This is a genomic window from Arthrobacter sp. Y81, assembly GCF_002929335.1.
Classification (GTDB): Bacteria; Actinomycetota; Actinomycetes; order Actinomycetales; family Micrococcaceae; genus Arthrobacter.
Window position 1 is genome coordinate 199,661 of record NZ_PJIL01000005.1, and the last position, 22,253, is coordinate 221,913.

General features: G+C 66.5%; 23 protein-coding genes and 1 riboswitch. Of the genes, 12 read left to right on the forward strand and 11 right to left on the reverse strand.

All coding sequences use genetic code 11. The features are described from left to right. Window positions 1-68: 68 nt before the first annotated feature. Genes CXQ91_RS09200 through CXQ91_RS09210 form a run of 3 tightly spaced genes read left to right on the forward strand, consistent with a single transcriptional unit; the run spans window position 69 to window position 1,407 of the window. Window positions 69-431, forward strand: coding sequence for a helix-turn-helix transcriptional regulator (locus tag CXQ91_RS09200; RefSeq protein WP_104173611.1), 363 nt, complete (start codon window positions 69-71; stop codon window positions 429-431). Continuing rightward, on the forward strand, window positions 428-937 hold the full coding sequence (locus CXQ91_RS09205) for an SRPBCC family protein (RefSeq protein ID WP_104173612.1): 510 nt from the start codon (window positions 428-430) through the stop codon (window positions 935-937). The genes CXQ91_RS09200 and CXQ91_RS09205 overlap by 4 nt, the downstream gene beginning before the upstream one ends. After that, on the forward strand, window positions 934-1,407 hold the full coding sequence (locus CXQ91_RS09210) for an SRPBCC family protein (protein ID WP_104173613.1): 474 nt from the start codon (window positions 934-936) through the stop codon (window positions 1,405-1,407). Before CXQ91_RS09205 ends, CXQ91_RS09210 begins: the two co-directional genes overlap by 4 nt. 100 nt (window positions 1,408-1,507) lie before the next feature. On the opposite strand, the gene sucD is transcribed toward CXQ91_RS09210, so the two are convergent. From sucD to CXQ91_RS09225, 3 genes are all read right to left on the reverse strand, one after another. Then, window positions 1,508-2,410 (reverse strand): succinate--CoA ligase subunit alpha, encoded by a 903-nt coding sequence (gene sucD, locus CXQ91_RS09215; RefSeq protein WP_104173614.1) that lies wholly within the window; start codon window positions 2,408-2,410, stop codon window positions 1,508-1,510. A gap of 11 nt (window positions 2,411-2,421) precedes the next feature. Further along, a complete protein-coding gene (sucC, locus tag CXQ91_RS09220) occupies window positions 2,422-3,591 on the reverse strand; it encodes an ADP-forming succinate--CoA ligase subunit beta (protein WP_104173615.1) in 1,170 nt (389 codons plus the stop codon). A gap of 224 nt (window positions 3,592-3,815) precedes the next feature. Continuing rightward, window positions 3,816-4,523 carry a hypothetical protein gene (locus CXQ91_RS09225; protein ID WP_104173616.1) on the reverse strand — a complete coding sequence of 236 codons (708 nt, stop codon included), beginning with the start codon at window positions 4,521-4,523 and terminating at the stop codon, window positions 3,816-3,818. Between CXQ91_RS09225 and CXQ91_RS25255 the strand changes: the two genes are divergently transcribed. Next, window positions 4,513-4,830: a hypothetical protein gene (locus CXQ91_RS25255; RefSeq protein ID WP_258073907.1), complete on the forward strand. Its 318-nt coding sequence runs from the start codon at window positions 4,513-4,515 to the stop codon at window positions 4,828-4,830. The genes CXQ91_RS09225 and CXQ91_RS25255 overlap by 11 nt on opposite strands. Here CXQ91_RS25255 and CXQ91_RS09235 read toward each other — a convergent pair. After that, window positions 4,799-6,775, reverse strand: coding sequence for an amino acid transporter (locus tag CXQ91_RS09235; protein ID WP_104173617.1), 1,977 nt, complete (start codon window positions 6,773-6,775; stop codon window positions 4,799-4,801). The genes CXQ91_RS25255 and CXQ91_RS09235 overlap by 32 nt on opposite strands. A 442-nt stretch (window positions 6,776-7,217) precedes the next feature. Between CXQ91_RS09235 and CXQ91_RS09240 the strand changes: the two genes are divergently transcribed. From CXQ91_RS09240 to CXQ91_RS09275, 8 genes are all read left to right on the forward strand, one after another. Next, window positions 7,218-7,316, forward strand: a complete 99-nt coding sequence (locus CXQ91_RS09240) for a potassium-transporting ATPase subunit F (RefSeq protein WP_104173618.1) — start codon at window positions 7,218-7,220, stop codon at window positions 7,314-7,316. Window positions 7,317-7,323: 7 nt separating this feature from the next. After that, on the forward strand, window positions 7,324-8,991 hold the full coding sequence (gene kdpA, locus CXQ91_RS09245) for a potassium-transporting ATPase subunit KdpA (RefSeq protein WP_104173619.1): 1,668 nt from the start codon (window positions 7,324-7,326) through the stop codon (window positions 8,989-8,991). Next, entirely contained in the window at window positions 8,988-11,123 is a 2,136-nt protein-coding gene (gene kdpB / locus CXQ91_RS09250; RefSeq protein ID WP_104173620.1) for a potassium-transporting ATPase subunit KdpB, read from the forward strand. The genes kdpA and kdpB overlap by 4 nt, the downstream gene beginning before the upstream one ends. Window positions 11,124-11,133: 10 nt before the next feature. Beyond that, window positions 11,134-11,745: a K(+)-transporting ATPase subunit C gene (gene kdpC, locus CXQ91_RS09255; protein WP_104173621.1), complete on the forward strand. Its 612-nt coding sequence runs from the start codon at window positions 11,134-11,136 to the stop codon at window positions 11,743-11,745. 12 nt (window positions 11,746-11,757) lie between these two features. Next, the gene (locus CXQ91_RS09260; protein WP_104173622.1) at window positions 11,758-14,409 is read left to right on the forward strand and encodes an ATP-binding protein; all 2,652 of its coding nucleotides are present in this window, start codon (window positions 11,758-11,760) and stop codon (window positions 14,407-14,409) included. Continuing rightward, window positions 14,406-15,080 carry a response regulator gene (locus CXQ91_RS09265; protein WP_104173623.1) on the forward strand — a complete coding sequence of 225 codons (675 nt, stop codon included), beginning with the start codon at window positions 14,406-14,408 and terminating at the stop codon, window positions 15,078-15,080. The genes CXQ91_RS09260 and CXQ91_RS09265 overlap by 4 nt, the downstream gene beginning before the upstream one ends. Before the next feature lie 127 nt (window positions 15,081-15,207). Beyond that, window positions 15,208-15,660, forward strand: a complete 453-nt coding sequence (locus CXQ91_RS09270; protein ID WP_258073908.1) for a histidine phosphatase family protein — start codon at window positions 15,208-15,210, stop codon at window positions 15,658-15,660. A 244-nt stretch (window positions 15,661-15,904) separates the two neighbouring features. Next, on the forward strand, window positions 15,905-16,312 hold the full coding sequence (locus CXQ91_RS09275) for a hypothetical protein (RefSeq protein WP_146072314.1): 408 nt from the start codon (window positions 15,905-15,907) through the stop codon (window positions 16,310-16,312). On the opposite strand, the gene CXQ91_RS09280 is transcribed toward CXQ91_RS09275, so the two are convergent. The 7 genes from CXQ91_RS09280 to CXQ91_RS09310 form a co-directional block, all read right to left on the reverse strand. Next, window positions 16,309-17,559, reverse strand: coding sequence for an MFS transporter (locus CXQ91_RS09280; RefSeq protein ID WP_258073909.1), 1,251 nt, complete (start codon window positions 17,557-17,559; stop codon window positions 16,309-16,311). The two genes, CXQ91_RS09275 and CXQ91_RS09280, sit on opposite strands and share 4 nt — an antisense overlap. Window positions 17,560-17,607: 48 nt before the next feature. Continuing rightward, window positions 17,608-17,985, reverse strand: a complete 378-nt coding sequence (gene crcB, locus CXQ91_RS09285) for a fluoride efflux transporter CrcB (protein ID WP_104173625.1) — start codon at window positions 17,983-17,985, stop codon at window positions 17,608-17,610. Then, window positions 17,982-18,590 carry a CrcB family protein gene (locus CXQ91_RS09290; RefSeq protein WP_104173626.1) on the reverse strand — a complete coding sequence of 203 codons (609 nt, stop codon included), beginning with the start codon at window positions 18,588-18,590 and terminating at the stop codon, window positions 17,982-17,984. The genes crcB and CXQ91_RS09290 overlap by 4 nt, the downstream gene beginning before the upstream one ends. Further along, on the reverse strand, window positions 18,590-19,141 hold the full coding sequence (locus CXQ91_RS09295; protein ID WP_104173627.1) for a universal stress protein: 552 nt from the start codon (window positions 19,139-19,141) through the stop codon (window positions 18,590-18,592). The genes CXQ91_RS09290 and CXQ91_RS09295 overlap by 1 nt, the downstream gene beginning before the upstream one ends. Further along, entirely contained in the window at window positions 19,138-20,445 is a 1,308-nt protein-coding gene (gene eno / locus CXQ91_RS09300; RefSeq protein ID WP_104173628.1) for a phosphopyruvate hydratase, read from the reverse strand. Before eno ends, CXQ91_RS09295 begins: the two co-directional genes overlap by 4 nt. A gap of 20 nt (window positions 20,446-20,465) precedes the next feature. Then, the gene (locus tag CXQ91_RS09305) at window positions 20,466-21,221 is read right to left on the reverse strand and encodes a 2,3-diphosphoglycerate-dependent phosphoglycerate mutase (RefSeq protein WP_104173629.1); all 756 of its coding nucleotides are present in this window, start codon (window positions 21,219-21,221) and stop codon (window positions 20,466-20,468) included. A 21-nt stretch (window positions 21,222-21,242) separates the two neighbouring features. Next, window positions 21,243-21,332, reverse strand: a riboswitch (Fluoride riboswitch). Window positions 21,333-21,374: 42 nt separating this feature from the next. Next, window positions 21,375-22,235, reverse strand: a complete 861-nt coding sequence (locus CXQ91_RS09310) for a hypothetical protein (protein ID WP_104173630.1) — start codon at window positions 22,233-22,235, stop codon at window positions 21,375-21,377. Window positions 22,236-22,253 lie beyond the last annotated feature (18 nt).

Below are 22,253 nucleotides of genomic sequence, written 5' to 3' on the forward strand. Positions count from 1 at the left end.
CGTAGCCTTAAACAACCAAGAGGTTGATAAAGCGATTGATTGACTAAGGGCAAGGTGATTGGCAGGCCATGGACTCCGGCGACGATGAACTGCTCGATGCGGCCTTCCTGGCCCTCGCCGATCCGGTCCGCCGGCGCATCATCTCCCGGCTCAGCCGGGGCCCGGCTACCGTAAACGAACTGGCGGAACCCTTCGCGATCACCAAACAGGCGGTCTCGAAGCACATCCAGGTCCTCGAGCAGGCGCAACTGGTCACCCGCACGCGTGACGCCCAGCGCCGGCCCGTCCACCTGAACCCCGCACGGCTGGAGGCGCTCACCGCATGGATTGACCAGTACCGGTTGGTCCGCGAGGGGCAGTTCCGCAGCCTCGATGCCGTACTCCAATCCAGGGCCGCCTCAGGCGGCACACAGGCAAAGGACCCATCATGAGCAACGAACTGAAACTCAGCATCCCCGAGGGACTCCCCTTCATTGACTACGAACGGGAATTCGACTTCCCGGTGGCGGACGTGTTCCGCGCCCACGAGGAACCGGACCTGATCGTCCAGTGGCTCGGCCCCCGGGGACTCAAGATGGAAATCAACCACTACGATTTCCGCACCGGCGGCAGTTACAGCTACCTCCACACGGGACCGGACGGTGCCGCGTACGGGTTCAGCGGCGTCTTCCATACTGTCCGCGAGAACGAGTTCGCCGTCCAGACCTTCGAATTCGACGGCTACCCGGACGTGGTCAGCATCGAGTTCCTCACCTTCGAGGACCTGGGCGGCGGCCGGTGCCGCGTCAAGGGGCATTCCGTCTACCCGAGCCAGGAGTCCCGCGACGGCATGGCGCAGTCCGGCATGGAGGGCGGCATGACGGAGGGCTATGAGCGGCTCGACGAACTCCTCGGCGGGACTGCCGGCAGCCGGGTGGCCGGGGAGGGAACGGCATGAGCAACGCACTGAAGCTCGTGGCCCCGGAGAATCTGCCGTTTGTGGACTCCGAGCGCGAGTTTGATTACCCGGCGGCAGCGGTCTTCCGCGCGCATGTGGATCCGGGGCTGTTCCGGCAGTGGATCGGACCGCGGCAGCTGGCCACGCGGATTGACGAGTTTGACTGCCGCCCAGGCGGAACGTACCGCTTCGTGCAGGAGGGCAGGGACGGCCGGCGGCATGCGTTCCGCGGCGTCTTCCACACGGTCCGCGAGAATGAGTTTGTGCTGCAGACGTTCGAATATGAGGGATATCCGGATGTCGTCACGCTTGAGTTCGGAACGTTCGAGGATTTGCCGGGCGGGCGTTCCAAGCTCACCGGCAGGTCCGTTTACCCCAGCGTGGAAGCACGAGCCCGGTTCCTGGCTGACGGCATGGAAGCCGGCATTGCTGCCGGCTACGAACAGCTGGACGAGCTGCTCGGCCGGTGAGGCAGCCGGCAGTTAAAGAAAAGTACGACGGCGTCCCGCCACCCTCCCTGGGGAAGGCGGCCGGACGCCGTCGTACTTTTGGTGCTGTGGTGCTGCGGACCTAGAGGGTCGCGAAGACCTCGCGCAGCAGCTTGGCGGTCTCGGACGGCGTCTTGCCGACCTTCACGCCGGCAGCCTCGAGGGCTTCCTTCTTGGCCTGGGCGGTGCCCGCGGAACCGGAGACGATGGCGCCTGCGTGGCCCATGGTCTTGCCTTCCGGAGCGGTGAAGCCGGCCACGTAGCCAACAACCGGCTTGGTGACGTTGGCCTTGATGTAGTCCGCGGCACGCTCTTCAGCGTCGCCACCGATCTCGCCGATCATCACGATCGCCTTGGTCTCGGGGTCCGCTTCGAACGCTTCGAGGGCGTCGATGTGCGTGGTGCCGATGACGGGGTCGCCGCCGATGCCGATGGCGGTGGAGAAGCCCAGGTCGCGCAGTTCGTACATCATCTGGTAGGTCAGGGTGCCTGACTTGGAGACGAGGCCGATGGGGCCCTTGCCCGTGATGTTTGCCGGGGTGATGCCAACGAGGGCCTCGCCGGGGGTGATGATGCCGGGGCAGTTCGGTCCGATGATGCGGGTGACCTGCTTGCCGTTGGCGTCGACCTTGGACTGCGCCAGCGCCCAGAACTCAGCGGAGTCCTGGACCGGCACGCCTTCGGTGATGACGACAACCAGGCCGATGCCGGCCTCGATGGCTTCAACAACGGCGTCCTTGGTGAACGCCGGCGGCACGAAGACGATGGAGACGTTGGCGCCGGTCTCGGCAATGGCTTCCTTGACCGTGCCGAAAACGGTGATTTCGTTATCGCCGTGCAGGACCGTGGTGCCGGCCTTGCGGGCGTTGACGCCGCCCACGACGTTGGTGCCGGCCTTGAGCATCAGGGCGGTGTGCTTGGTGCCTTCGCCGCCGGTGATGCCCTGGACGATGACCTTGGAGTCCTTGTTCAGATAGATAGACATGGTGCGTCCCTTTACTTAGCTGCGTTGGCGAGCTCGGCGGCCTTGTCGGCGCCCTCGTCCATGGTGGCGGCCAGGGTAACCAGCGGGTGGTTGGCCTCGGCCAGGATGCGGCGGCCTTCTTCGACGTTGTTGCCGTCGAGGCGGACAACCAGCGGCTTGTTGGCGGAGTGCCCCAGCTCAGCCAGTGCACCCACGATGCCCTTTGCCACAGCGTCACAGGCGGTGATGCCGCCGAAGACGTTCACGAACACGGACTTGACCTGCTCGTCGCCCAGGATGACGTCCAGACCGGCAGCCATAACCTCGGCGGACGCTCCACCGCCGATGTCCAGGAAGTTGGCGGGTTTGACGTTGCCGTGGTTTTCACCGGCGTAGGCAACGACGTCAAGGGTGGACATGACCAGGCCGGCGCCGTTGCCGATGATGCCAACTTCGCCGTCCAGCTTGACGTAGTTGAGGTCCTGCGCCTTGGCCTTGGCCTCGAGCGGGTCAGCAGCATCCTTGTCTTCGAGGAGTGCGTGCTTAGGGTGGCGGAAGTCCGCGTTCTCGTCCAGGGTGACCTTGCCGTCAAGGGCAACGATCTCGCCGGCGCCGGTCTTGACCAGCGGGTTGACCTCAACCAGGGTTGCGTCTTCCTTCTTGAAAACGTCCCACAGCTTCAGGATTACGTCGGCGACTTTGCCGCGCAGTTCCTCCGCGAAGCCTGCAGCGGCAACGATTTCATCGGCTTTGGCTTGGTCGATTCCCACTGCGGGATCGATGGCGATCTTGGCGAGCGCCTCGGGGCGTTCGACGGCGAGCTGTTCGATTTCCATGCCGCCTTCTACCGAGCACATGGCCAGGTAGTTGCGGTTGGCCCGGTCCAGCAGGACGGAGAAGTAGTATTCCTCGGCGATGTCCGCGCCCTGGGCGATCATGACCTTGTTGACCGTGTGGCCCTTGATGTCCATGCCCAGGATGTTGGTGGAGTGCTCCAGAGCCTCATCGGCGGTCTTGGCGACCTTAACGCCGCCGGCCTTGCCTCGGCCACCGACCTTAACCTGTGCCTTGACGACAGTTACGCCGCCGATCTTCTCGGCAGCTGCCTTTGCTTCTTCAGGGGTGTGCGCCACGATGCCAGCAAGCACGGGTACACCGTGCGCCTCGAACATATCGCGCGCCTGATATTCAAACAGGTCCACGGTTTAGTGTCCTTCTACGTCGAAGTAGTTTCTGTACAGCCGGACCCCACGTAGTCGTGGTTACCGGGCTGCGGAATAAACGCACCCTGCGGCAGGTTTGGAAACGAGCCACACGGCGCAATGCTCCTTTCGGAACTCTAGTCCTTTCTGCGGACCGGCCCGTTCCAGAGTACCTGTTATGTGAGTAAGGACACTATTCTATGGAGCGTAGAAAAACCCCTAGATTACGGGCTTTTTGGCCCCTCCGAGGGCGTCGCTGAGGCGTTTTCACTGCCTCCGGAAACTAGTTCGTAATGGTCCCGGGTAATGAAGAAGGCAACACCGGCTGAGACGTTTCCGCAGGCCACGCCACCGTTGTAGGCCGAGCAGCGCAGGCCGTTCCGCTCGAGGTTCTGGCCGTCGTCCAGGACGGGGAGCTGGGATACGGGGCCGGCTTTGCTGCCTTTGGGCCCGAATTCGGCTTCCATCCGGGTCACACCGGAGCGGCATTCGCCGTAGCTCGCCTTGTCCGGCGTGAGCAGGGCTGCGCCGCCCAGGTAGCCCAGGCCGGTGCCGGCGCAGTCGTCCGTGACGTCCGCGGGATCAGGTTTGGCATACCTGGCCAGCTCGCAGTGCGCCACCGGCACGATGGCGAGCTTGTTGTTGCCGGGGTCGCTGAAGGCGTTTGGTTCATACGGCAGGTTGACGTGTTCGCCGCGCGCCGACGTGAGGGAGCAGACGGTGTTTCGGTCCGCCGTGACGAAGCTGAGTACGTCCTCGCCCGCAGAGAACGGGGCGGAGTCCGCCACGGGCGCCTGTTTCAGCTGCTCCAGCACGGGAAGCGGCGGCGGGGGCATGTAGTCCGGGTCCTTCTGCGTGACGGTGCACGCCGTGCAGGCCATCAGGAAGAGGGCGGCCAGGATCCCCAATACAGTCCGTCGCATGGCACCCATTATGCGTCATGACCGCCGTCAGCCCGCGCCGGGAACGTTCGGCGTGCTCATCTACTACCTGGTCGCCAACATCGCTGCCTTCACGCAACCGGCCACAGACCGCCGATACCCCAAAGCACTCCAAGTGGTTGGCGCCGTGGCATGTGTGGCCCTGGTCGCTACCCTCCCGCCGCTGTCCGTGGTGCTCGGCATCCTCATGTTCGCCGCAGGGATCATCCTGCGCCTGGCCAGGCTGAGCAGTGTCGGTTTCAGACCGTGCAGCCGACGCTCGGCGCTCAGCCGACGTGGACCCAGGGGCGTTTTGTGACGTCAGGTTCGGCCTCTCGGAGCACTTCGCGGGTGACCGGGGCGATCTCGCCTTCGCCTAGGAACAGGAAGCGCAGAAGGTTGATTACCGGGTTGCCTTCGGTCCAGCGGAAGTAGATGTGGGGCATTAGGCCGGTTACGTCCCGGATGTGGAAGAGCACCGAGGCAATGGTGTTCGGGACCACGGGGCCGTGCACTTCCAGGATCCGGTAGCCGTGCCGGACCACCCCACGGACTTCGAGTGCGGTTTCGAAGTCGGAGGAGTCATCCACGATCACTTCCAGGAACAGTGCCTCGTAGTCGACCGGAATGTGGCTTACCTCGATTGCCGAGGTGAGCTTGTCCCGGTAGGCCTCTGCGGTCAGACGGAGCGGTTCGTGGGCGATGAGCGCGATGGGGCCGCTGAGGTTGGAGGACATGAATTCCAGCGCTTCCCGGTCAAGGTGGACGTGGGTGGCGTGAAGTTCGAAGGACCGGCGGACGCGGGACAACAGGGAGATCACGATGATGCCAAGAATGAAGATCGCGGCGATCCGGATGCCCTCGGGACGTTCGAAGATGTTGGCGATCGTGGTGTAGATGAAGACCACGGCAGTCACCCCGAACCCGACAGTGCGTTTGCGCTGCCTCGCTCGGCGGGACGAAAGCGTGACGGCGACGGCTGCCGAGGTCATCAGTACCAGCACCCCGGTTGCGTACGCGCCGCCCTGGGCGTCGACGTCGGCGTCGAACAGGAACGTGATGAGGAAACCGACCAGGGTGAACACGAGCACCAGGGGCCGCACGGCCTTGGCCCATCCGGGGGCCATACCGTAGCGGGGCAGGTACCGCGGGACCAGGTTCAGCAGCCCGGCCATGGCGGAGGCCCCCGCGAACCAGAGGATGGCGATGGTGCTGATGTCGTACACGGTGCCGAAGCCGACGCCGAGGTACTCGTGGGCCAGGAAGGCCAGGGCACGGCCGTTGGCCTGGCCACCGGGCTGGAAATCCTGCTCCGGGATCAGGACGACGGTGATGAAGCTGGTGGCGATCAGGAAGGTGCTCATGATCACGGCGGCCGTGGTCAGCAGGCGGCGGGCGCCCTTGATGCGGCCGACAGGGTTTTCCTCGGTGTCATCAGGATGGCCCTGGATCTGGGGCATGACAGCCACTCCGGTTTCAAAGCCGGAGAGGCCCAGCGCCAGTTTGGGGAAGACGAGCAGCGCGAAGCCGACGACCATGACCGGGTTGCCGTGGGAGGTCCACAGGGTGCTCCACCAGTCGCCGACGGCAACGGGGTGGGTGAACACCTCGAACAGTGTGGTGAGGACCACGACCAGGTTCAGTCCGAGATAGAGGGCGACCAGGGTGACGGCGACGCCGATGGCTTCCTTGAATCCGCGCAGGAACACGGCGGCGAGCAGGGCGAGCAGGAAGAGTGTCACGGCAACGTTCTGCCCCTGTAGCCAGGCCGGGACGATCGGGTTCTGGATCACGTGGGCGGTGGCGTCCGCAGCGGAGAGCGTCATCGTGATCATGAAGTCGGTGGCGGCGAACCCGAGGAGAACCAGGACGAGCAGTTTGCCGCCCCAGCGGGGCATGAGGCGTTCCAGCATGGCGATGGAGCCCTCGCCGCGGGGGCTCTCGCCCGCAACCCGGCGGTAGACGGGCAGGGCGCCCAGGAGGGTGACGGCCACCAGGACGATGGTGGCCAGTGGGGAAATCACGCCGGCGGCGAGGGCCGCGATGGCCGGCTGGTAGCCCAGGGTGGAGAAGTAGTCCACCCCGGTCAGGCACATCACCTGCCACCACGGATGTTTCTTCAGGTGGGAGTCGCTTACGGCGCCGGGCCCCGGGTGTATCCCCTTGCTGTCCTGGAGTCCGAACAGCAGCCAGATCTTCAGGGCCGCCATGCCCTTGGGGCGTCGTGCTGATGGGTCCGCGGGGGGCCTGCTCAACGTGGTCATGGATTCCTTTCCGCGCGGCACACCGCGTCGCGACCACAGCCGAAGCTAGCACCGGCCACGAAGGATTCCCGCGGATTGTCGCCGATCTTTGCGAATCCTTAACGCCGGGTCCTTAACACCGGGGCGAATGCGGGAACGGCGAAAGGCCGTGCGGACCGGTCCACCGACACAGGATTTGTCGCGGGCGCTAAGAAATCGTCAAGGTCCGGCCCTGGCGCGTTAAGAATTCGTTAGGGACGGCTTTTTCATGGCTCTTTCGCGACTCGCCGGGGGTTGACTGGGCCTGTCCCGCAGAAAATGTTGCGGGCGGATGAAAGGAACGTGTCGTGGCCGATCTGGCTGTTGTGGGCATTTTTGTGGTGTCCATGGGTTTCGTGATGTGGGTCGGTCATCTCCTGACCGGGGTGGTTGGCGGTGCCAGCGATGGGCCGGTGACGGACCAGTGAACGCGGATGCCATCATGTGGGCCGTGCTGTTGATCGCGGGCCTGGCCCTGCTGGGCTACCTGCTGGTTGTGCTCATTCGCCCGGAAAAATGGTGAGGATCCAGTGAACTTCAATACTGCCTCGTTCCTCATTCAGGTGGCCGGCCTTGTCGTGGCCCTGGCCGCCGTGCACAAGCCGCTCGGGGTGTATCTGGCCCGGGTTTTCGAGGGCAAGACTTCGACCCGGGCGGAGCGGCTGTTCTACCGGCTCGCCGGTGTTGACGCCGGGACCGAGCAGACCTGGTCCGTTTATCTGCGCAGCGTCCTGGTGTTCTCCGCCGTCTCAATCCTGGCGGTGTTCCTGCTCCAGCGGCTGCAGAGCGCCCTCCCGGGCAGCAACGGTCTGGCCGGGGTTGACCCCTGGGTGGCGATGAACACGGCGATTTCCTTTGTCACCAACACCAACTGGCAGACCTACGCCCCGGAGGCCACCGTCGGCATGTTCGTGCAGATGTGCCTTTTGGCCGTACAGAACTTCCTGTCCGCCGCCGTCGGCATCGTCGTCGCCGTCGCCTTGATCCGGGGCATCGCCCGCACCCGGACGGATCGGCTGGGAAACTTCTGGGTCGACCTGGCCCGGACCTCGTTCCGTGTCCTGCTGCCGTTGGCGGCCGTCGTGGCCATCGTGATGGTCCTCGGCGGCATCGTGCAGAACTTCTGGTCCACCGACGTCACCAACCCGGCGTCCGGGATTGCGCAGACGATTCCCGGCGGGCCCGTCGCGTCCCAGGAGGCGATCAAGATCCTGGGCACCAACGGCGGCGGCTATTTCAACGCCAACTCCGCCCACCCGTTTGAGAACCCGAACGTGTTCATCAGCCTGTTCCAGGTGTTTCTGCTCCTGCTGATCCCCTCGGCCCTGCCCTACGCCTACGGCCGGATGGTGGGCGATCAGCGGCAGGGCTTCACCGTTGCCGCGGTCATGGGATCGCTCTGGCTGGCCTCCGTTTCCCTGATGGGCTGGGTGGTGGCCTCCGGGCAGGGAACAGCGACGGCGGCCGCCGGGGGCCTTGGCGAAGGATTCGAGCAGCGCTTCGGGCCGGTGCCGAGCGCGATCTTTGCCGCCTCCACCACTTTGACGTCCACCGGGGCCGTGAACACCGCCCATGATTCGCTGCCGCCGCTGGCCGGCGGCACTGCGATGGTGAACATGATGCTTGGGGAGGTTGCCCCCGGCGGGACGGGCTCCGGGCTGTACGGCATGCTGATCCTGTCCATTATCTCCGTCTTCATCGCCGGGCTCATGGTCGGGCGCACTCCGGAATACCTGGGGAAAAGGATCGGCCCGAGTGAAATGAAACTCACGGCCCTGTACATCCTGGTCACCCCGGCCCTGGTGCTCGCACTGACCGGCGTCACTGCCCTGCTCCCGGACGTCGTGGCCAATGCCCCGTCCTCGGGCCCGCACCAGTTCAGCGAACTGCTCTACGCCTTCACCTCCGGAGCGAACAACAACGGCTCGGCCTTCGGCGGCATCACCACCTCCGGCCCGTACCTGTCGGTCATGATGGGCATCGCCATGCTGCTGGGCCGCTTCCTGCCGATTGCGCTGGTGCTGGCCCTGGCCGGCTCCCTCGCCCGGCAACAACGCATCCCCGTGTCGGCCGGAACCGTCCCGACCCACGGATGGCTGTTCGGCTCGCTGCTCCTGGGCGTGACGGTCATCCTGACCGCGCTCAGCTACTTTCCGGCCCTTGCCCTGGGGCCTCTCGCAGAAGGACTTCTCAAATGACCCCGTCCCGGACGGACACCGCCGCCGCCGCCGCCGAAACCTACGCCGACGGCAACCCCCTGGGCACCCCCGGGGAGCACAAGCACCACACCAAGGCCCCGGCGAAGCTGACGCTCTCCACCGTCGCGGCCGCACTCCCGGTCGCGGTCCGGAAGCTCGCACCGCGGCAGATGATCCATTCCCCGGTCATGTTCACCGTGCTTGTCGGCGCCGCCCTGTGCACGGTTATCAGCGCGGCCCGGCCGTCGGTGTTCGGCATCGCTGTCACGGCGTGGCTGTGGCTCACCGTGCTGTTCGGAACACTCTCCGAAGCCATCGCGGAGGGCCGGGGCAAAGCCCAGGCCGACAGCCTCCGGGCGAGCCGCAAAGGCGTACACGCCAGGCTGCGGCAGCCCGACGGCAGCACCAGGGACGTCCCCGGCACGGAGCTGCGGCTCAACGACGTCGTCATCTGCGAAGCCGGGGACGTTATCCCCTCGGACGGTGAAATCATCGAGGGCCTGGCCAGTGTTGACGAATCGACCATCACCGGCGAATCGGCCCCGGTCATCCGCGAATCCGGCGGGGACCGCTCCTCCGTCACCGGCGGCACCAGGGTCCTCTCGGACCGCATCGTCATCCGCATCACCGCCGAGCCGGGCCAGACCTTCATCGACCGGATGATCAAGCTCGTCGAGGGCGCCGTGCGGCAGAAGACCCCCAACGAGATCGCCCTGCACGTACTCCTCGTGTCCCTGACGATCGTGTTCCTCATCGTCACCATGTCCCTGGCACCGTTCGCCTCCCTCGCCGGGGCCACGCCGTCACCGATCGTGCTGGTCGCGCTCCTGGTCTGCCTGATCCCCACGACCATCGGGGCCCTGGTCCCCGCGATCGGCATCGCGGGCATGGACCGCCTGGTCCAGCACAACGTGCTGGCCACCTCCGGCCGCGCCGTCGAAACCGCCGGGGACATCACCACCCTGCTGCTGGACAAGACCGGCACCATCACCTACGGCAACCGCCGCGCCGTCAACTTCTTCCCCGCCAACGCTGTGGAGCGGACCGAACTCATCGACGCGGCCCGGCTCTCCAGCCTGGCCGATGACACCCCCGAGGGGCGCTCCATCGTGGACCTCGCCGCAGACAAAGGCGTGACCGGGCCTGACCTGGGCGCACTCCGAAAGACCTTCGGCGAGTTTGCGGTGGTCGAGTTCAGCGCCAGCACCCGGATGAGCGGGCTGGATGTTGACGGCACGCAGATCCGCAAGGGCGCCGCGTCCGCGGTAGCCGCGTTCGTTGAAGAGGCCGGCGGCCGCATCCCGGCCGAAGTCGAGCACCGGGTGAAGGAAATCTCCGCCCAGGGCGGCACACCCCTGCTGGTCGCCCGGATCAGCGCGGCCAGCCACGCCGAAGTCCTCGGAACCGTCCACCTGGCCGACGTCGTCAAGCCCGGCATGCACGCCCGCTTCGCCGAACTGCGGAAAATGGGAATCCGGACCGTGATGATCACCGGCGACAACCCCATCACCGCCAAGGCGATCGCCGCCGAGGCCGGCGTCGATGACTTCCTCGCCGAAGCCACCCCCGAGGACAAACTCGCCGTCATCAAAAAGGAACAGTCCGAAGGGAGGCTGGTGGCCATGACCGGGGACGGCACCAACGATGCCCCCGCGCTGGCCGCCGCCGACGTCGGGGTCGCGATGAACTCCGGGACCCCGGCAGCGAAGGAGGCCGCGAACATGGTGGATCTCGACTCCGATCCGACCAAGCTCATCAACATCGTCGGCATCGGCAAGCAACTGCTCATCACCCGCGGCGCGCTCACCACCTTCTCGGTCGCGAACGACGTCGCCAAATACTTCGCCATCGTCCCGGCCCTGTTCACCGCCGCCTTCCCCGGGCTCGGGCTGCTGAACATCATGGGCCTGGCCACCCCGTCCTCGGCCATCCTGTCCGCGGTGATCTTCAACGCCCTGATCATCATTGCCCTGGTACCGCTGGCCCTGCGCGGCGTGAAGTACCGGGCAGTGTCGGCCAACCAGGCCCTGGGCCGGAACCTGCTGGTCTACGGGCTCGGCGGGCTCATCGCACCCTTCATCGGCATCAAACTCATCGACCTGCTCATTTCCCTCATCCCCGGTATCGGCTAGGAACACCCCCATGAACATTCTCACCGGTTACCTCCGTCAGGCCGGAACCGCCCTGCGGTTCCTCATTCTTGCCACCGTGGTTCTCGGACTGGTCTATCCATTGGCGATCTTCGGCATCGGGCAGGCCATCGCCCCCTACCAGGCCAACGGATCCATTCTGAAAGGCCCGGACGGCAAGCCCGCCGCTTCGGCACTGCTGGCACAGGTCTCCGCCGACGATACCGGCATCCAGGACCCGAAATGGTTCCACGCCCGGCCCTCGGCCGTGAAGTGGGACCCGGACTCGTCCTCGCCCAGCAACCTCGGCCCCAACGATCCCAAGCTGCTCGATGCCGTCACCGCCAACCGGTCAGCCATTGCCGAGGCAGAAGGCATCAACGGGGCGGATGTCCCCTCAGATGCCGTGACGGCCAGTGGATCCGGGCTGGACCCGGACATCTCCCCGGCCTACGCCAGGATCCAGGTCCCCAGGATCGCCGCAGCCAGCGGCCTCAGCCCCGAAGCGGTCCAGTCCATGGTCGACCGGCACACCAGTACAGGTCTGGAGGCGCTCCTGGGACAGCCCTCCGTGAACGTCACGGCACTGAACCTGGACCTGGCCGCCGCGGTGCAGTCCAAGTGAAAGAATGACCACATGGCACGGGCAACGCTGCGGATCTTCCTGGGGGCCGCACCCGGGGTCGGCAAAACCTACGCCATGCTCGAGGAGGGCCACCGGCTAAAAGGACGCGGCGAGGATGTCGTGGTCGCCTTCGCGATGGACCACGGCCGCAGCGACACCCGTGCCCTGCTCGACGGGATCGACGTCATCCCGCCCCGGCGCCTCCCGTACCGGGGCACCGAGTTCGAAGAGATGGACCTCGACGCCGTCCTGGCACGCCGGCCCGGCACCGCGATCGTGGACGAATACGCGCACTCCAACATCCCCGGCAGCCGCCACCCCAAACGCTGGCAGGACATCGAGGAACTCCTCACCGCCGGCATCAACGTCCTGTCCACCGTCAACATCCAGCACCTGGAATCCCTGGGTGACGTCGTCAATGCCATCACCGATGTCCGGCAGGCCGAGACCGTGCCCGATGACATCGTCCGGCGCGCCGATCAGATCCATCTGGTGGACATTTCCCCGGAACTGCTCCGTCAGCGCCTCGGCGACGGAAAAATCTACGCCGCCGACAAGATCGACGCCGCCCTGTCCAACTACTTCCGCCTCGGTAACCTGACAGCCCTGCGGGAACTTGCCCTGCTCTGGCTCGCCGACAGGGTGGATGAGGGCCTGGCCAAATACCGTGCCGAGCAGGGGATCGAAGCCAGCTGGCCGGCTCGTGAACGGATTGTCATCGGCCTCACCGGCGGCCCCGAAGGCGAGGCTCTGATCCGCCGGGCCGCCAGAATCCTCAAGCGCGTCAGCGGCGGAGACCTGCTCGCTGTTCATGTGCGCGCCGCGGATGGCGTCGCCGCAGAATCCCCGCAGGCCCTCGAAGCCCAGCGCCAACTGATCCGAGACCTTGGCGGCAGCTACCACACCGTGGCCGGAGAAGACCCGGCCACGGCCCTGCTGGACTTCGCCCGCAGCGTCAACGCCACCCAGATCGTCGTCGGTGTCTCCCGCCACAGCAACCTCAGCAGACTGTTCGGCGGCGGCGGGATCGGCAACCGGGTGGTCAGGGACTCCGGCGACATCGACGTGCACATGGTCTCCCATGCGCTCGGCGGGCGCGGCCTCGACCATCCACGGGAACGGGACCTCGGACGCGTCCGGGTTGCTGTCGGCTTCGCCCTGGCAGTCCTTCTCCCGGTCCTGCTGCAGCTGCTGCTGGCCGCCAGCCCGGCCCATAATGTTGCGACGGCCGTCCTGATCCAGCTCACCGGATCGATTGCCGTCGCACTGGTCGGCGGGCTGTGGCCGGCATTGCTTGGAGCACTGTGGAGCAGCCTCCTGGTGAACTACTATTCCACTCCGCCGGTAGGCAACCTGACTATCAGCGACCCGCAGAACATCCTCGCGCTCCTGGTCTTCGTCGGCGTCTCCGCAGCTGTGGCAGCCGTGGTGGACGTTTCGGCCCGCCGCTCGAAGGAAGCCTCCCGCGCCCGGGCGGAGGCCGCAACCCTGGGTGATCTGACGCGCGGGGCCGTCAGCGCCGAGGACACGGTCAAGGGATTGCTCGAGCAGGCGCTGGACGTGTTCCAGGTGCGCGGCTCATCCCTCTTCACCCGGGCGGGCAGCACCTCCGGGAGCAACGCGGCCGCCGACGGCACTGACAGCAGCTGGCGGCTCGTGGCCCACGCAGGGGATATTGCCGCCACCGGCCCGGATGAAGGCGAGAACATCGAAGACGTGAATCCAGGGACCCGCCTCGTCCTCTCAGGCAGGGTCCTGCCGGCTGCCGACCGGCGCCTGCTCGGCGCGTTCGGCGTCCAGCTCGCGGCCCAGCTCGAACGCCGCCAGCTCGCGGCGAGCCGCCGCGAAGTCCTCCGCCTGGCCGAAAGCAACACTATGCGCACCTCGATCCTCCGTGCCGTCTCCCACGACCTGCGCACACCACTGGCCGGTATCAAACTGGCAGTCGGCGGCCTCAGACAGCCCAACATCCACTACACCGCAGAGGAGGAACAGGAACTGCTCGCCACCATTGACGAGTGCTCGGACCGCCTCGACGCCCTCGTGGGCAACCTCCTGGACATGTCCCGGATCACCTCGGACTCAGTGAACCCCCTGATCCGGCCGGTCCGCTGGTACGAAGTCATCCAGCCAGCCCTGCACGGCATCCCGGCCGGCAGGGTCCGGGTGGACCTGCCGCCCAACATGCCCGAAGTGGATGCCGACGCGGGAATGCTCGAACGGGTCATTGCCAACATCGTGGAAAACGCCATCAAATACGCCCCGGATTCCGACATCGTCCTGGTCGGCGCCGCCGGCGGACTCAGCACCACCACACTGACAGGGCAGCCGGCAGGGGAACTGCGCATCATCGACCACGGCCAGGGCGTCCCCGCCGAAAGCGTCGTGCAAATGTTCCAACCATTCCAACGGCTCGACGACGTCCCGGCGGCCACAGGGGTCGGGCTCGGCCTGGCCGTGGCCAAAGGCTTCACCGAAGCGATGGGCGGCACACTCACCGCCGAACAGACACCCGGCGGCGGACTCACCATGGTTATCCGCCTGCCGCTCTCCACCGGCGTAGCCTTCACCGACGACGGTGCGCAGGCGCCGGTAAGCGCACAGTCCGCGCTCCTGCGACGGCAGCACACCTCACCCCTCCCAGCCCGGAAGCAGACACCATGAGCAACGTACTCGTGGTGGACGACGACGCCCACATCCGGAGCGCACTAGGGATTACTCTTCGTGCAAACGGCTATACCGTCTCCACCGCACCGGACGGTGAATCCGCACTTGTTTCAGCCGCCCAACACCCGGTCAATGTCGTCATCCTCGACCTCGGCCTGCCGGACATCGACGGAACCACAGTCATCACGCGCCTGCGGAAGTGGAGCGGCGTGCCAATCCTTGTCCTTTCCGCCCGGCACGGTTCCAACGACAAGGTCCAAGCCCTGGACGCCGGCGCGGACGACTACATCACCAAACCGTTCGGATTCGACGAGCTGCTCGCCCGCCTCCGCGCCCTGCTGCGCCGCAGCCTTGAACCTGACGAAACACCGATCATCACCACCGACGCGTTCACCGTGGACCTGGCCTTGCACCGTGTCCTCCGCGACGGAAAGGATGTGAGCCTGACACCCACCGAATGGAACATCCTTGAGCTTCTGGTGCGCAATCCCGAGAAACTCATCACCCAACAACAGCTGCTGTCCGAAGTGTGGGGGGCCGCCTACGGGAAGGAAGCCAACTATCTGCGGGTCTATATGGCCCAGCTCCGCCGAAAGCTCGAACCCGAACCCGGAAACCCCCGCCACCTCTTGACCGAATCCGGCATCGGCTACCGCTTCCAACCCTGAGCTCCGTCCGGACATGGGACTGTCCGATAAACGGTGTGTGGGTCCGGCCGGTTTTCACTAGTGAATGGTTCTTTCGAACCGACCGGCGAAGGTAATCGCGAACGCGTTCAGCGCAGGCTTCCACCTCATGACCCAGCGTGCCCGACCGCCGCCGGTAGGATCAAGAGCCCTGGTGACGCGCAACCTTTCGGTCGTCTTCGCAACGATGCGGCCATCCATTGTGGTCTCAAGTCCTCTTGAACGGGCAGTGGACACCGCACGCGTGATCGCCGAAGCGGCCGGAGCCGCCCGGTGGGTGGATGAGTGCTTCAAGGACAGGGACTACGGCCCGCAAACGGGTCACCTCACGGCTGAGGTGACCGCACGGTGGGGAACGGTGGATGACGCGCCCGGTATGGAGCCGGCCGCGGACGTTCTCGCCCGTGCCCGTCCGGCCCTTGATGCGCTCCTTGACGATGCTCCGGGACTATCCGTGATCGTTGTTACCCATGACGCGGTGATCCGGCCAGATCGGACCTGGCCGCGCCGACCGGGAGCTGGAACGATCTCTGCCGTGCAAACGGGATCTGGAGTGTCCTGACGACTGATCAGAAACCCGCCGCCTGATCAGGGCCAAGTCTCCACATCTCCGTCAGGACCTGCCTCTACACACCAGTACCGGATCGTGGCGCCCTGCGCGCCCTCTTGACCCTGGACTGATCGTGTCAACGTGATCGGAGTCCGCTGGGGCGGACCGAACAGTACGCGCCTGAGCTACTTGTCGGACCGGCTGGCAGGAACGGTCCACCCGGATGGCGGCGGATCTGATGTCGATGGGGCGTGTCATGAGTTTTCTTGCAGGATCAGCGACGGACCCGAGTAATTTCCTCGCAGTCGCTGACGGGGCAGTTGCGGGTGCATCGCTTCGTTTCCTCCTAGACCGCGGGACGCGTTTCGCTGGCGGCTCTCGGCGGTCGTGGATTGTGGAGTCCGTTCTGGCGTTCGGGCTGGGTCTGCTGGCCGGGGTTGTTCTTGGTGCCGGATCAGGTCCGTCCCTTTCGCCGCTGGGGTTGGGGGCGTTTGCCGCGATGGCGGCCTATGCCGGGACAGCGTTCGCGGTGTCCTGGATGGGGCAAAAAGAGACGGAACACGCCCCTGTCGTGCCCGCGGCGCACCTGCTGGTAACACTGTTTGTTTCACTTGCAGGAGCCGCCGTCGTCATGGCCGTTGCCGGGCAGCTCCAGGCCGGTTAGGCGGCCGCACCCTGCGCGGGAGCGGGCTTGAGCAAGGGAATGAAAGCGATCAGCGCGGCAAGCTGGGTTGCCACGGTAAAGACGATGAGCCCTGTCATTGTGGCCGCGTAGAGGGCTCCGATGATGGTGGACCCTGCCAGCCAGGCGAGGCCGTAGAAGGCGGTGAAGATCCCGTATCCGGTCCCGCGCCGGGCAGCCGGGACGATGTCGGCGACGGCGGCGCGGAGCGTGGATTCGTGGATTCCCAGAGCCGCTCCCCAGACCACGGCGCCGGCCCAGACCAAGCCGGGAGTGGTGGTGAAGGACAGGAACGGGACGGCGGCGGTCAGCGGCAGAGCGATGAGCAGACCGCGCAGCCCGATCCGGTCATAGAGCGCCCCGGAGGCCAGGGCCGCCAGGGCGGCTGCGCCCATGGAGACGGCATAGGTGACCGGTATCAGGGCCGAGGGCATCACCTTCTGGACCTCCAGGTGGAAGGAGATGACCCCGAAGGTCGAAAAGCCGAACATCGACACGGCGGTGAACGCGCTGTACCACCAGAACCGGGCCGGCAAAGGGACCCGAACCCTGACCTGGCCGGGCACGGCCACGGGCTCCCTGACGGCCTGTGTTTCATAGCGTGCCGGATCCGGCGCAGCCCGGCGCAACAGGAGCACGGCAACAAGGGCCGCCGCCCCCGGGATGGCAAGGACACCGAATCCGAGCTGGTACCCGGAGACGGCGATCATGAGCCCGACAAGCAGCGGACCCAGGAGCGCACCGGACTGGTCGAGGGCTTCGTGGATCGCGAAGGCCTTCCCGCGGCCCATATCTGCCCCCGCATGGGAGAGCATGGTGTCCCGGGCCGGGGTGCGGACGGCTTTGCCGAACCGCTCCATGACGACCAAGGCCGAGGCCTGCCACAAGGAACTGGCGAGGGCCATGAACGGTACTGCGATGACGGTCAGGGCATACCCGGCGATGGTCAGTGGCCAGTACTTACGGGTCCGGTCGGCCAGGGGGCCGGTGCCCAGGCGCATGACCAGGGCCACCGCTTCCCCGAATCCGGTGATGAAGCCGACCATGACCGCGGTCGCGCCGAGGGTGGCCAGGAACGGGCCGGTGATGGACCGGGCCCCTTCGTAGACGACGTCGGCGAGCATGCTCACGACACCGAACGTGAGGACGAACCCCATCGGTCCGAGCCGGTTCTCCCGGGCAGGATCTGCCTGGGCCTTGGCCAGTCGCTGTTCGTTCATGTCCGGCATGGGGGCGCTCCCTGCTGCAGTAGATGGACTCGTTCAGGCTGATGCCTCTTATAGGAGGCTTGCCAGGGCCAGGCCTGCGGCCGCCGCGGCCACAGCGGCGATGGCGGTACCGACGCTGTTCAGGAGGGCCAGTCCTGTGCGGCGGGACTGGATGAGCCGGACGGTCTCGAAGCTGGCGGTGCTGAAGGTGGTGTAGCCGCCCAGGAACCCGGTACCGGCGATGGCCTGTAGCTCGACAGGTGCCGCGTGGCTGATCACGGCTCCGGCGACCAGTCCTAGCAGGAAGGATCCGGTGATGTTGATGGCGATCGTGCCAACGGGCAGGGCGGCGCGGAGCCGGGAGCGGACGAGCCCGTCGATGACGAATCGGGTTCCGGCACCGAGTCCTCCGGCGAGGCCGAGCAACAGGATGGTGAGAGTGTTCATCGGTCGCTCTCCTGTCGGTCGGGGGGGAGGGTCGCGTCGTGCCTCCGGGTGGTCATTCTGGTGTGGTGTCCGGCGGCGACCCGGATCCCGGCCACTGTTGCCACCGCGCCGCCGATCACCGTGGCGGCGACATAGATCACCGCGTCGGTGGTCCGTCCGGTCCCGAGCAGGGTGTTCGTTTCCAGGGCCAGGGCGCTGTAGGTGGTGAAGGCGCCCATGAACCCGGTCCCGGCGAGCAGCCGGATGAACCTCAGCCGTCCGGCGTCCGGACCGCGGCGGACCAGGGCCTCCAGCAGCGCACCAAGCAGCAGCGCCCCGGCCAGGTTGATGATCAGGGTTGGCAGCGGCCACCCGCCCGGGGACGGCAGTGCGCTGCTGAGCCCGTATCGGGCCAGGGCGCCGAAGACACCGCCGGTGATGACGACCAGCACGAACCCCGGGTGCAGGTGCACGGGCCCGTGGGAGCGGGCCTCGCCGAGTGTGCCCGCGTCCGCGTCCCCTTCGCTGGTTCCTGCCGTGTCGCTGTCGATGGGCAGGTGACCGGTCGGGTCGGTTCGTTCCGGAGCTCCGGTGTCCGCCGTGGTCTCGGGGGTGGGCGGTTCCATTAGTGGCCCTCCTGCCGGGGGTGCCTGGTGTGGGGAGCGAGCGGGACGACCAGGACGGGCCGGTGCTGGCGGTGCGTGAGGTGCACCGCGACCGAGCCTACGAGCAGTTCCTCGAACCGGGCCCCGAGGCCGCGTTCGCGGGTGCCCACGACGATGATGGAGGCGTCCGCTGACTCGGCCAGCCGTCCCAAGGCCCGGGCGGGGTCACCTGCGAGGGTCACGAACGACCAGCGGACCCCGCTCCCGTCAAGGGCCTCCTGCAGCCGTTCGCGGATGCCGGCGCTGATCCCTTCGATGTCGTCATCGATCCCGTCCGGATCAATTGGCAGAGTCTCGACCCGGCCGTCGGGTTCCTCGGCCAGGTAGCTGGTGACGTCTACGTAGGCGCAAACCAGTTTGACGTTCAGGCTGTGGGCCAGTTCCGCGGCCCGGTGCGCAACAGCCAACGGCTGGCCGGGCACGACGCCCATCAGCACAGGGCCCGTGATCCGGCGTGGAACATACGGTGTCGGCCCGGTAGCGGGACGGGGCTCGTTCTCTGGTTCGTTCATGGGCGCTCCTGCTTGGGATCGGTGTCGTTGAGGTAGGTTCCCTCAGGACCGTAAGGCAAAGAGGGGTCCTCGTCGGTGATTTCCAGCAGCCGGTTGTATTTGGCGACGCGTTCCCCGCGGGCCGGGGCCCCGGATTTCAGCTGCCCGCAGCCTGATCCGACGACGAGGTCAGCGACGAACGTATCATCGGTTTCCCCGGACCGGTGCGAGACCATTGCCCCGAAGCCCCCGTCGAAGGCGGCCCTGAGAGTGTCGAACGTTTCGCTCACCGTGCCGGCCTGGTTCGGTTTGATCAGCACCGCTGTCGCGGACCGGTCCCGGATGCCGTCCCGTACCCGGTCAGCGGAGGTGACGAACAGGTCATCCCCAACGACCTGCACCCGGTCCCCGAGGGCCGCCGTCAGTGCCGGCCACCCGCCGGTGTCTTCTTCGGCCAGGGGGTCCTCCAGGCTCCAGATCGGGTAGTCGGTGATGAGCTTCTCGTAGTAGCTGACCATCTGTTCGGGGGTGTGGGCCTTGCCGGCGACCGTGTAGGTCCCGTCGGTGTAGAAGGAGTTCGCGGCCGGGTCCAGGGCGATCGAGATCCCGTCCCGGCCGGGGGTGTAGCCGGCATCCTCGATGGCGGCCACGATCAAATCCAGTGCTTCCTCGGGGCGGGCGATGTCAGGGGCGTAGCCGCCCTCGTCGCCCAGGCCGGTCGCCAGGTCCTGCCGGCGCAGGCGCCGGGCGAGGGCGTGGTAGACGTCCGATCCCCAGCGGAGCCCGTCGGCGAAGGAGGGTGCGCCGGCCGGGGCGATCATGAACTCCTGGAATTCCAGGGGGTTCGCGGCGTGCTGGCCGCCGTTGAGGACATTGAAGTGCGGTATCGGCAGCCGTCCGGCCCGGCCCAGGGTCTGGGCGGTCCAGACATGAAGGGGCAACCCGGCCGCTGTCGCGAAGGCACGGGCTGCGGCCATCGACACCGCCACAATGGCATTTGCCCCCAGACGGGACCTGCCGGGTGTTCCGTCCAGCCCGACCAGTGCCTGGTCCAGGTCCGCGAGGGTCTGCCAGCTGCGGGAGGTGAGCAGCTCACTGATTTCGCCGCGGACGTTGGCGACCGCCTTCTGCACGCCGCGGCCGGAGTACTCCGAGCCGCCGTCGCGAAGTTCGACCGCCTCATGCGCCCCGGTGGATGCCCCGGACGGCGCCGAGGCAACCGATACGGCGCCGTCCGCTGCCGTGAGCCAGACCTTCACCGTAGGGTAGCCGCGGGAGTCCAGTATCTGCAGGGCTCGCACCCCGGTGATCGGCAGTTCATACATGATGTTCTCCGTTCGTTGTCTCAGGTCCCGCCGGCGGCGGCGACCAGGGCGGCGGCGGTCCGCGCTGCCAGCGGATTCAGGTATTCCCCGCCCCGCACCACGGGCATCAGCCCGGCGGTGAAGCGGTAGGCCAGAGGGTGCCCTGTCGGGATGTTCAGGGACTCGACCTCCGCATGGGAGAGGCCGTCCAGGACAAGACACAACGCCCGCAGCGAGTTCCCGTGCCCGATCACCAGTACATGCTCACCTGCGCGGATCCGCGGGCGAAGATGCTGGTGCCAGAAAATCCGGACCCGCTTGACCACCCCGCACAGGGATTCGGTGGCCTGGACCGCTTCCGGAGGCAGCCCTGCGAACGCCCGGCTGCGGCGGAGTGCGGCCACCTGTGACCATGGCATCGGCGGGGGTGCACCGTAGTAGGAGCGGCGCCAAAACCGGAAGACCTCCGGCCCGAGCTCGCTGAGCAGTTCCGTTCTGGCCCTGCCGGTCAGTGAGCCGTAACTGCGCTCGTTCAGCTCCCACGCCGCAAGCACCGGAATACCAGGGTCGCCCAGGACGTCGAGGAGGATGCGGGCAGTGTCCCGGGCACGGGTCAGCGTGGAGGTGTAGACAATATCGGGGGAAAACGATGATGAGGCCAGCAGAGCACCGGCGCGTGCCGCTTCGTCTTCTCCAATGGGGCTCAGGGCCGGGTCGAGCAGGCCGGTGAACCGGTCCTGGGCGTTCAGGACGCTCTGGCCGTGGCGGAGCAGGAGAAGCGGGCCGGGTGCGGGCATGAGTTACCTACCTTCGTATCAGCAAAGGTAGGAACCATTAGCCAGGAGGCGGTTCGAACGCCCCGCACCTTCGTGCGGGATGTTCCGGCGGGATCCATCACCGTGAACAGAGACTACAGGGACAGCGGCGACCGCCGCCACACTGTGACGTGGTCAGTTTCTCCGCCCTGTCTCCGTGGTGTCCGGTTCGGGACCTGCGTCCGTCGCGGCGGCGGCCAAGTACAGGGGCAGTCCCCAGCCGGCGAAAAAGCCGATGGCCTCGATCCAGGAGGTGTTCTCCTCGCTCCCGACCGGAGCGCCGTAGTCCGTCATCGAATCGGTCAGGTGCCTCATCCGCCCCCGGATCTCCCGCAGCCGGGCCGCGACCGCGTGCCGCAGCTGCTCAGGCAAGGGCCTGCGGGCCGCCAGGTGGAAGCGGCAAAACAGCACCGGATCACCGGCTCCCTCAGGCGTTCCGGGATCGCAGCCAGGACATACCCGGCCCCGCCAGAGCGGGAGTGTTTCCCGGCACCACACCGTGGTGTGCACGAGCCCGTTGGCTTCAACGGTGAGGGCTTCGGTGTTGGAGTTCGCGTAGCCCATGCGCAGACCGGGCAGGTCCGGTGAGGCCATGTCCTCACAGATTCGGCAGGGCCCTACCGGCAGAAGCACATCGTCCGGATGCCGGTGCAGTAAGGAAGTTTTCCGGTCCAGCCCGTCGGCGACGTGTTCCAGGAGGTCCTCGTACAGGATAGTCACGTCGAAGGGTTGGTGCCCTCCTCGGGACCCGGCGCCGGCCTGCCACAGCTCAACCTCAACAACGGCGTAGGCCCAGGTATGCCGGGGACACAACCCGAGGGAGGCGCGCAGCAACCGGCGCATGCTCCCGTCCATGATGTCACCGTGAATGAACGACCAGAGTTGGCGCACTTCCTCCACGGACAGTTCCAACGGGCCGACCGGCACCAGGACGCCGGTGAGCCCACCCCTGTCCGACGTTTCCGGGCTGCCGGGCCCGCTCCGAGTTCCAGCCATAGCGACCATCCTGCCCTT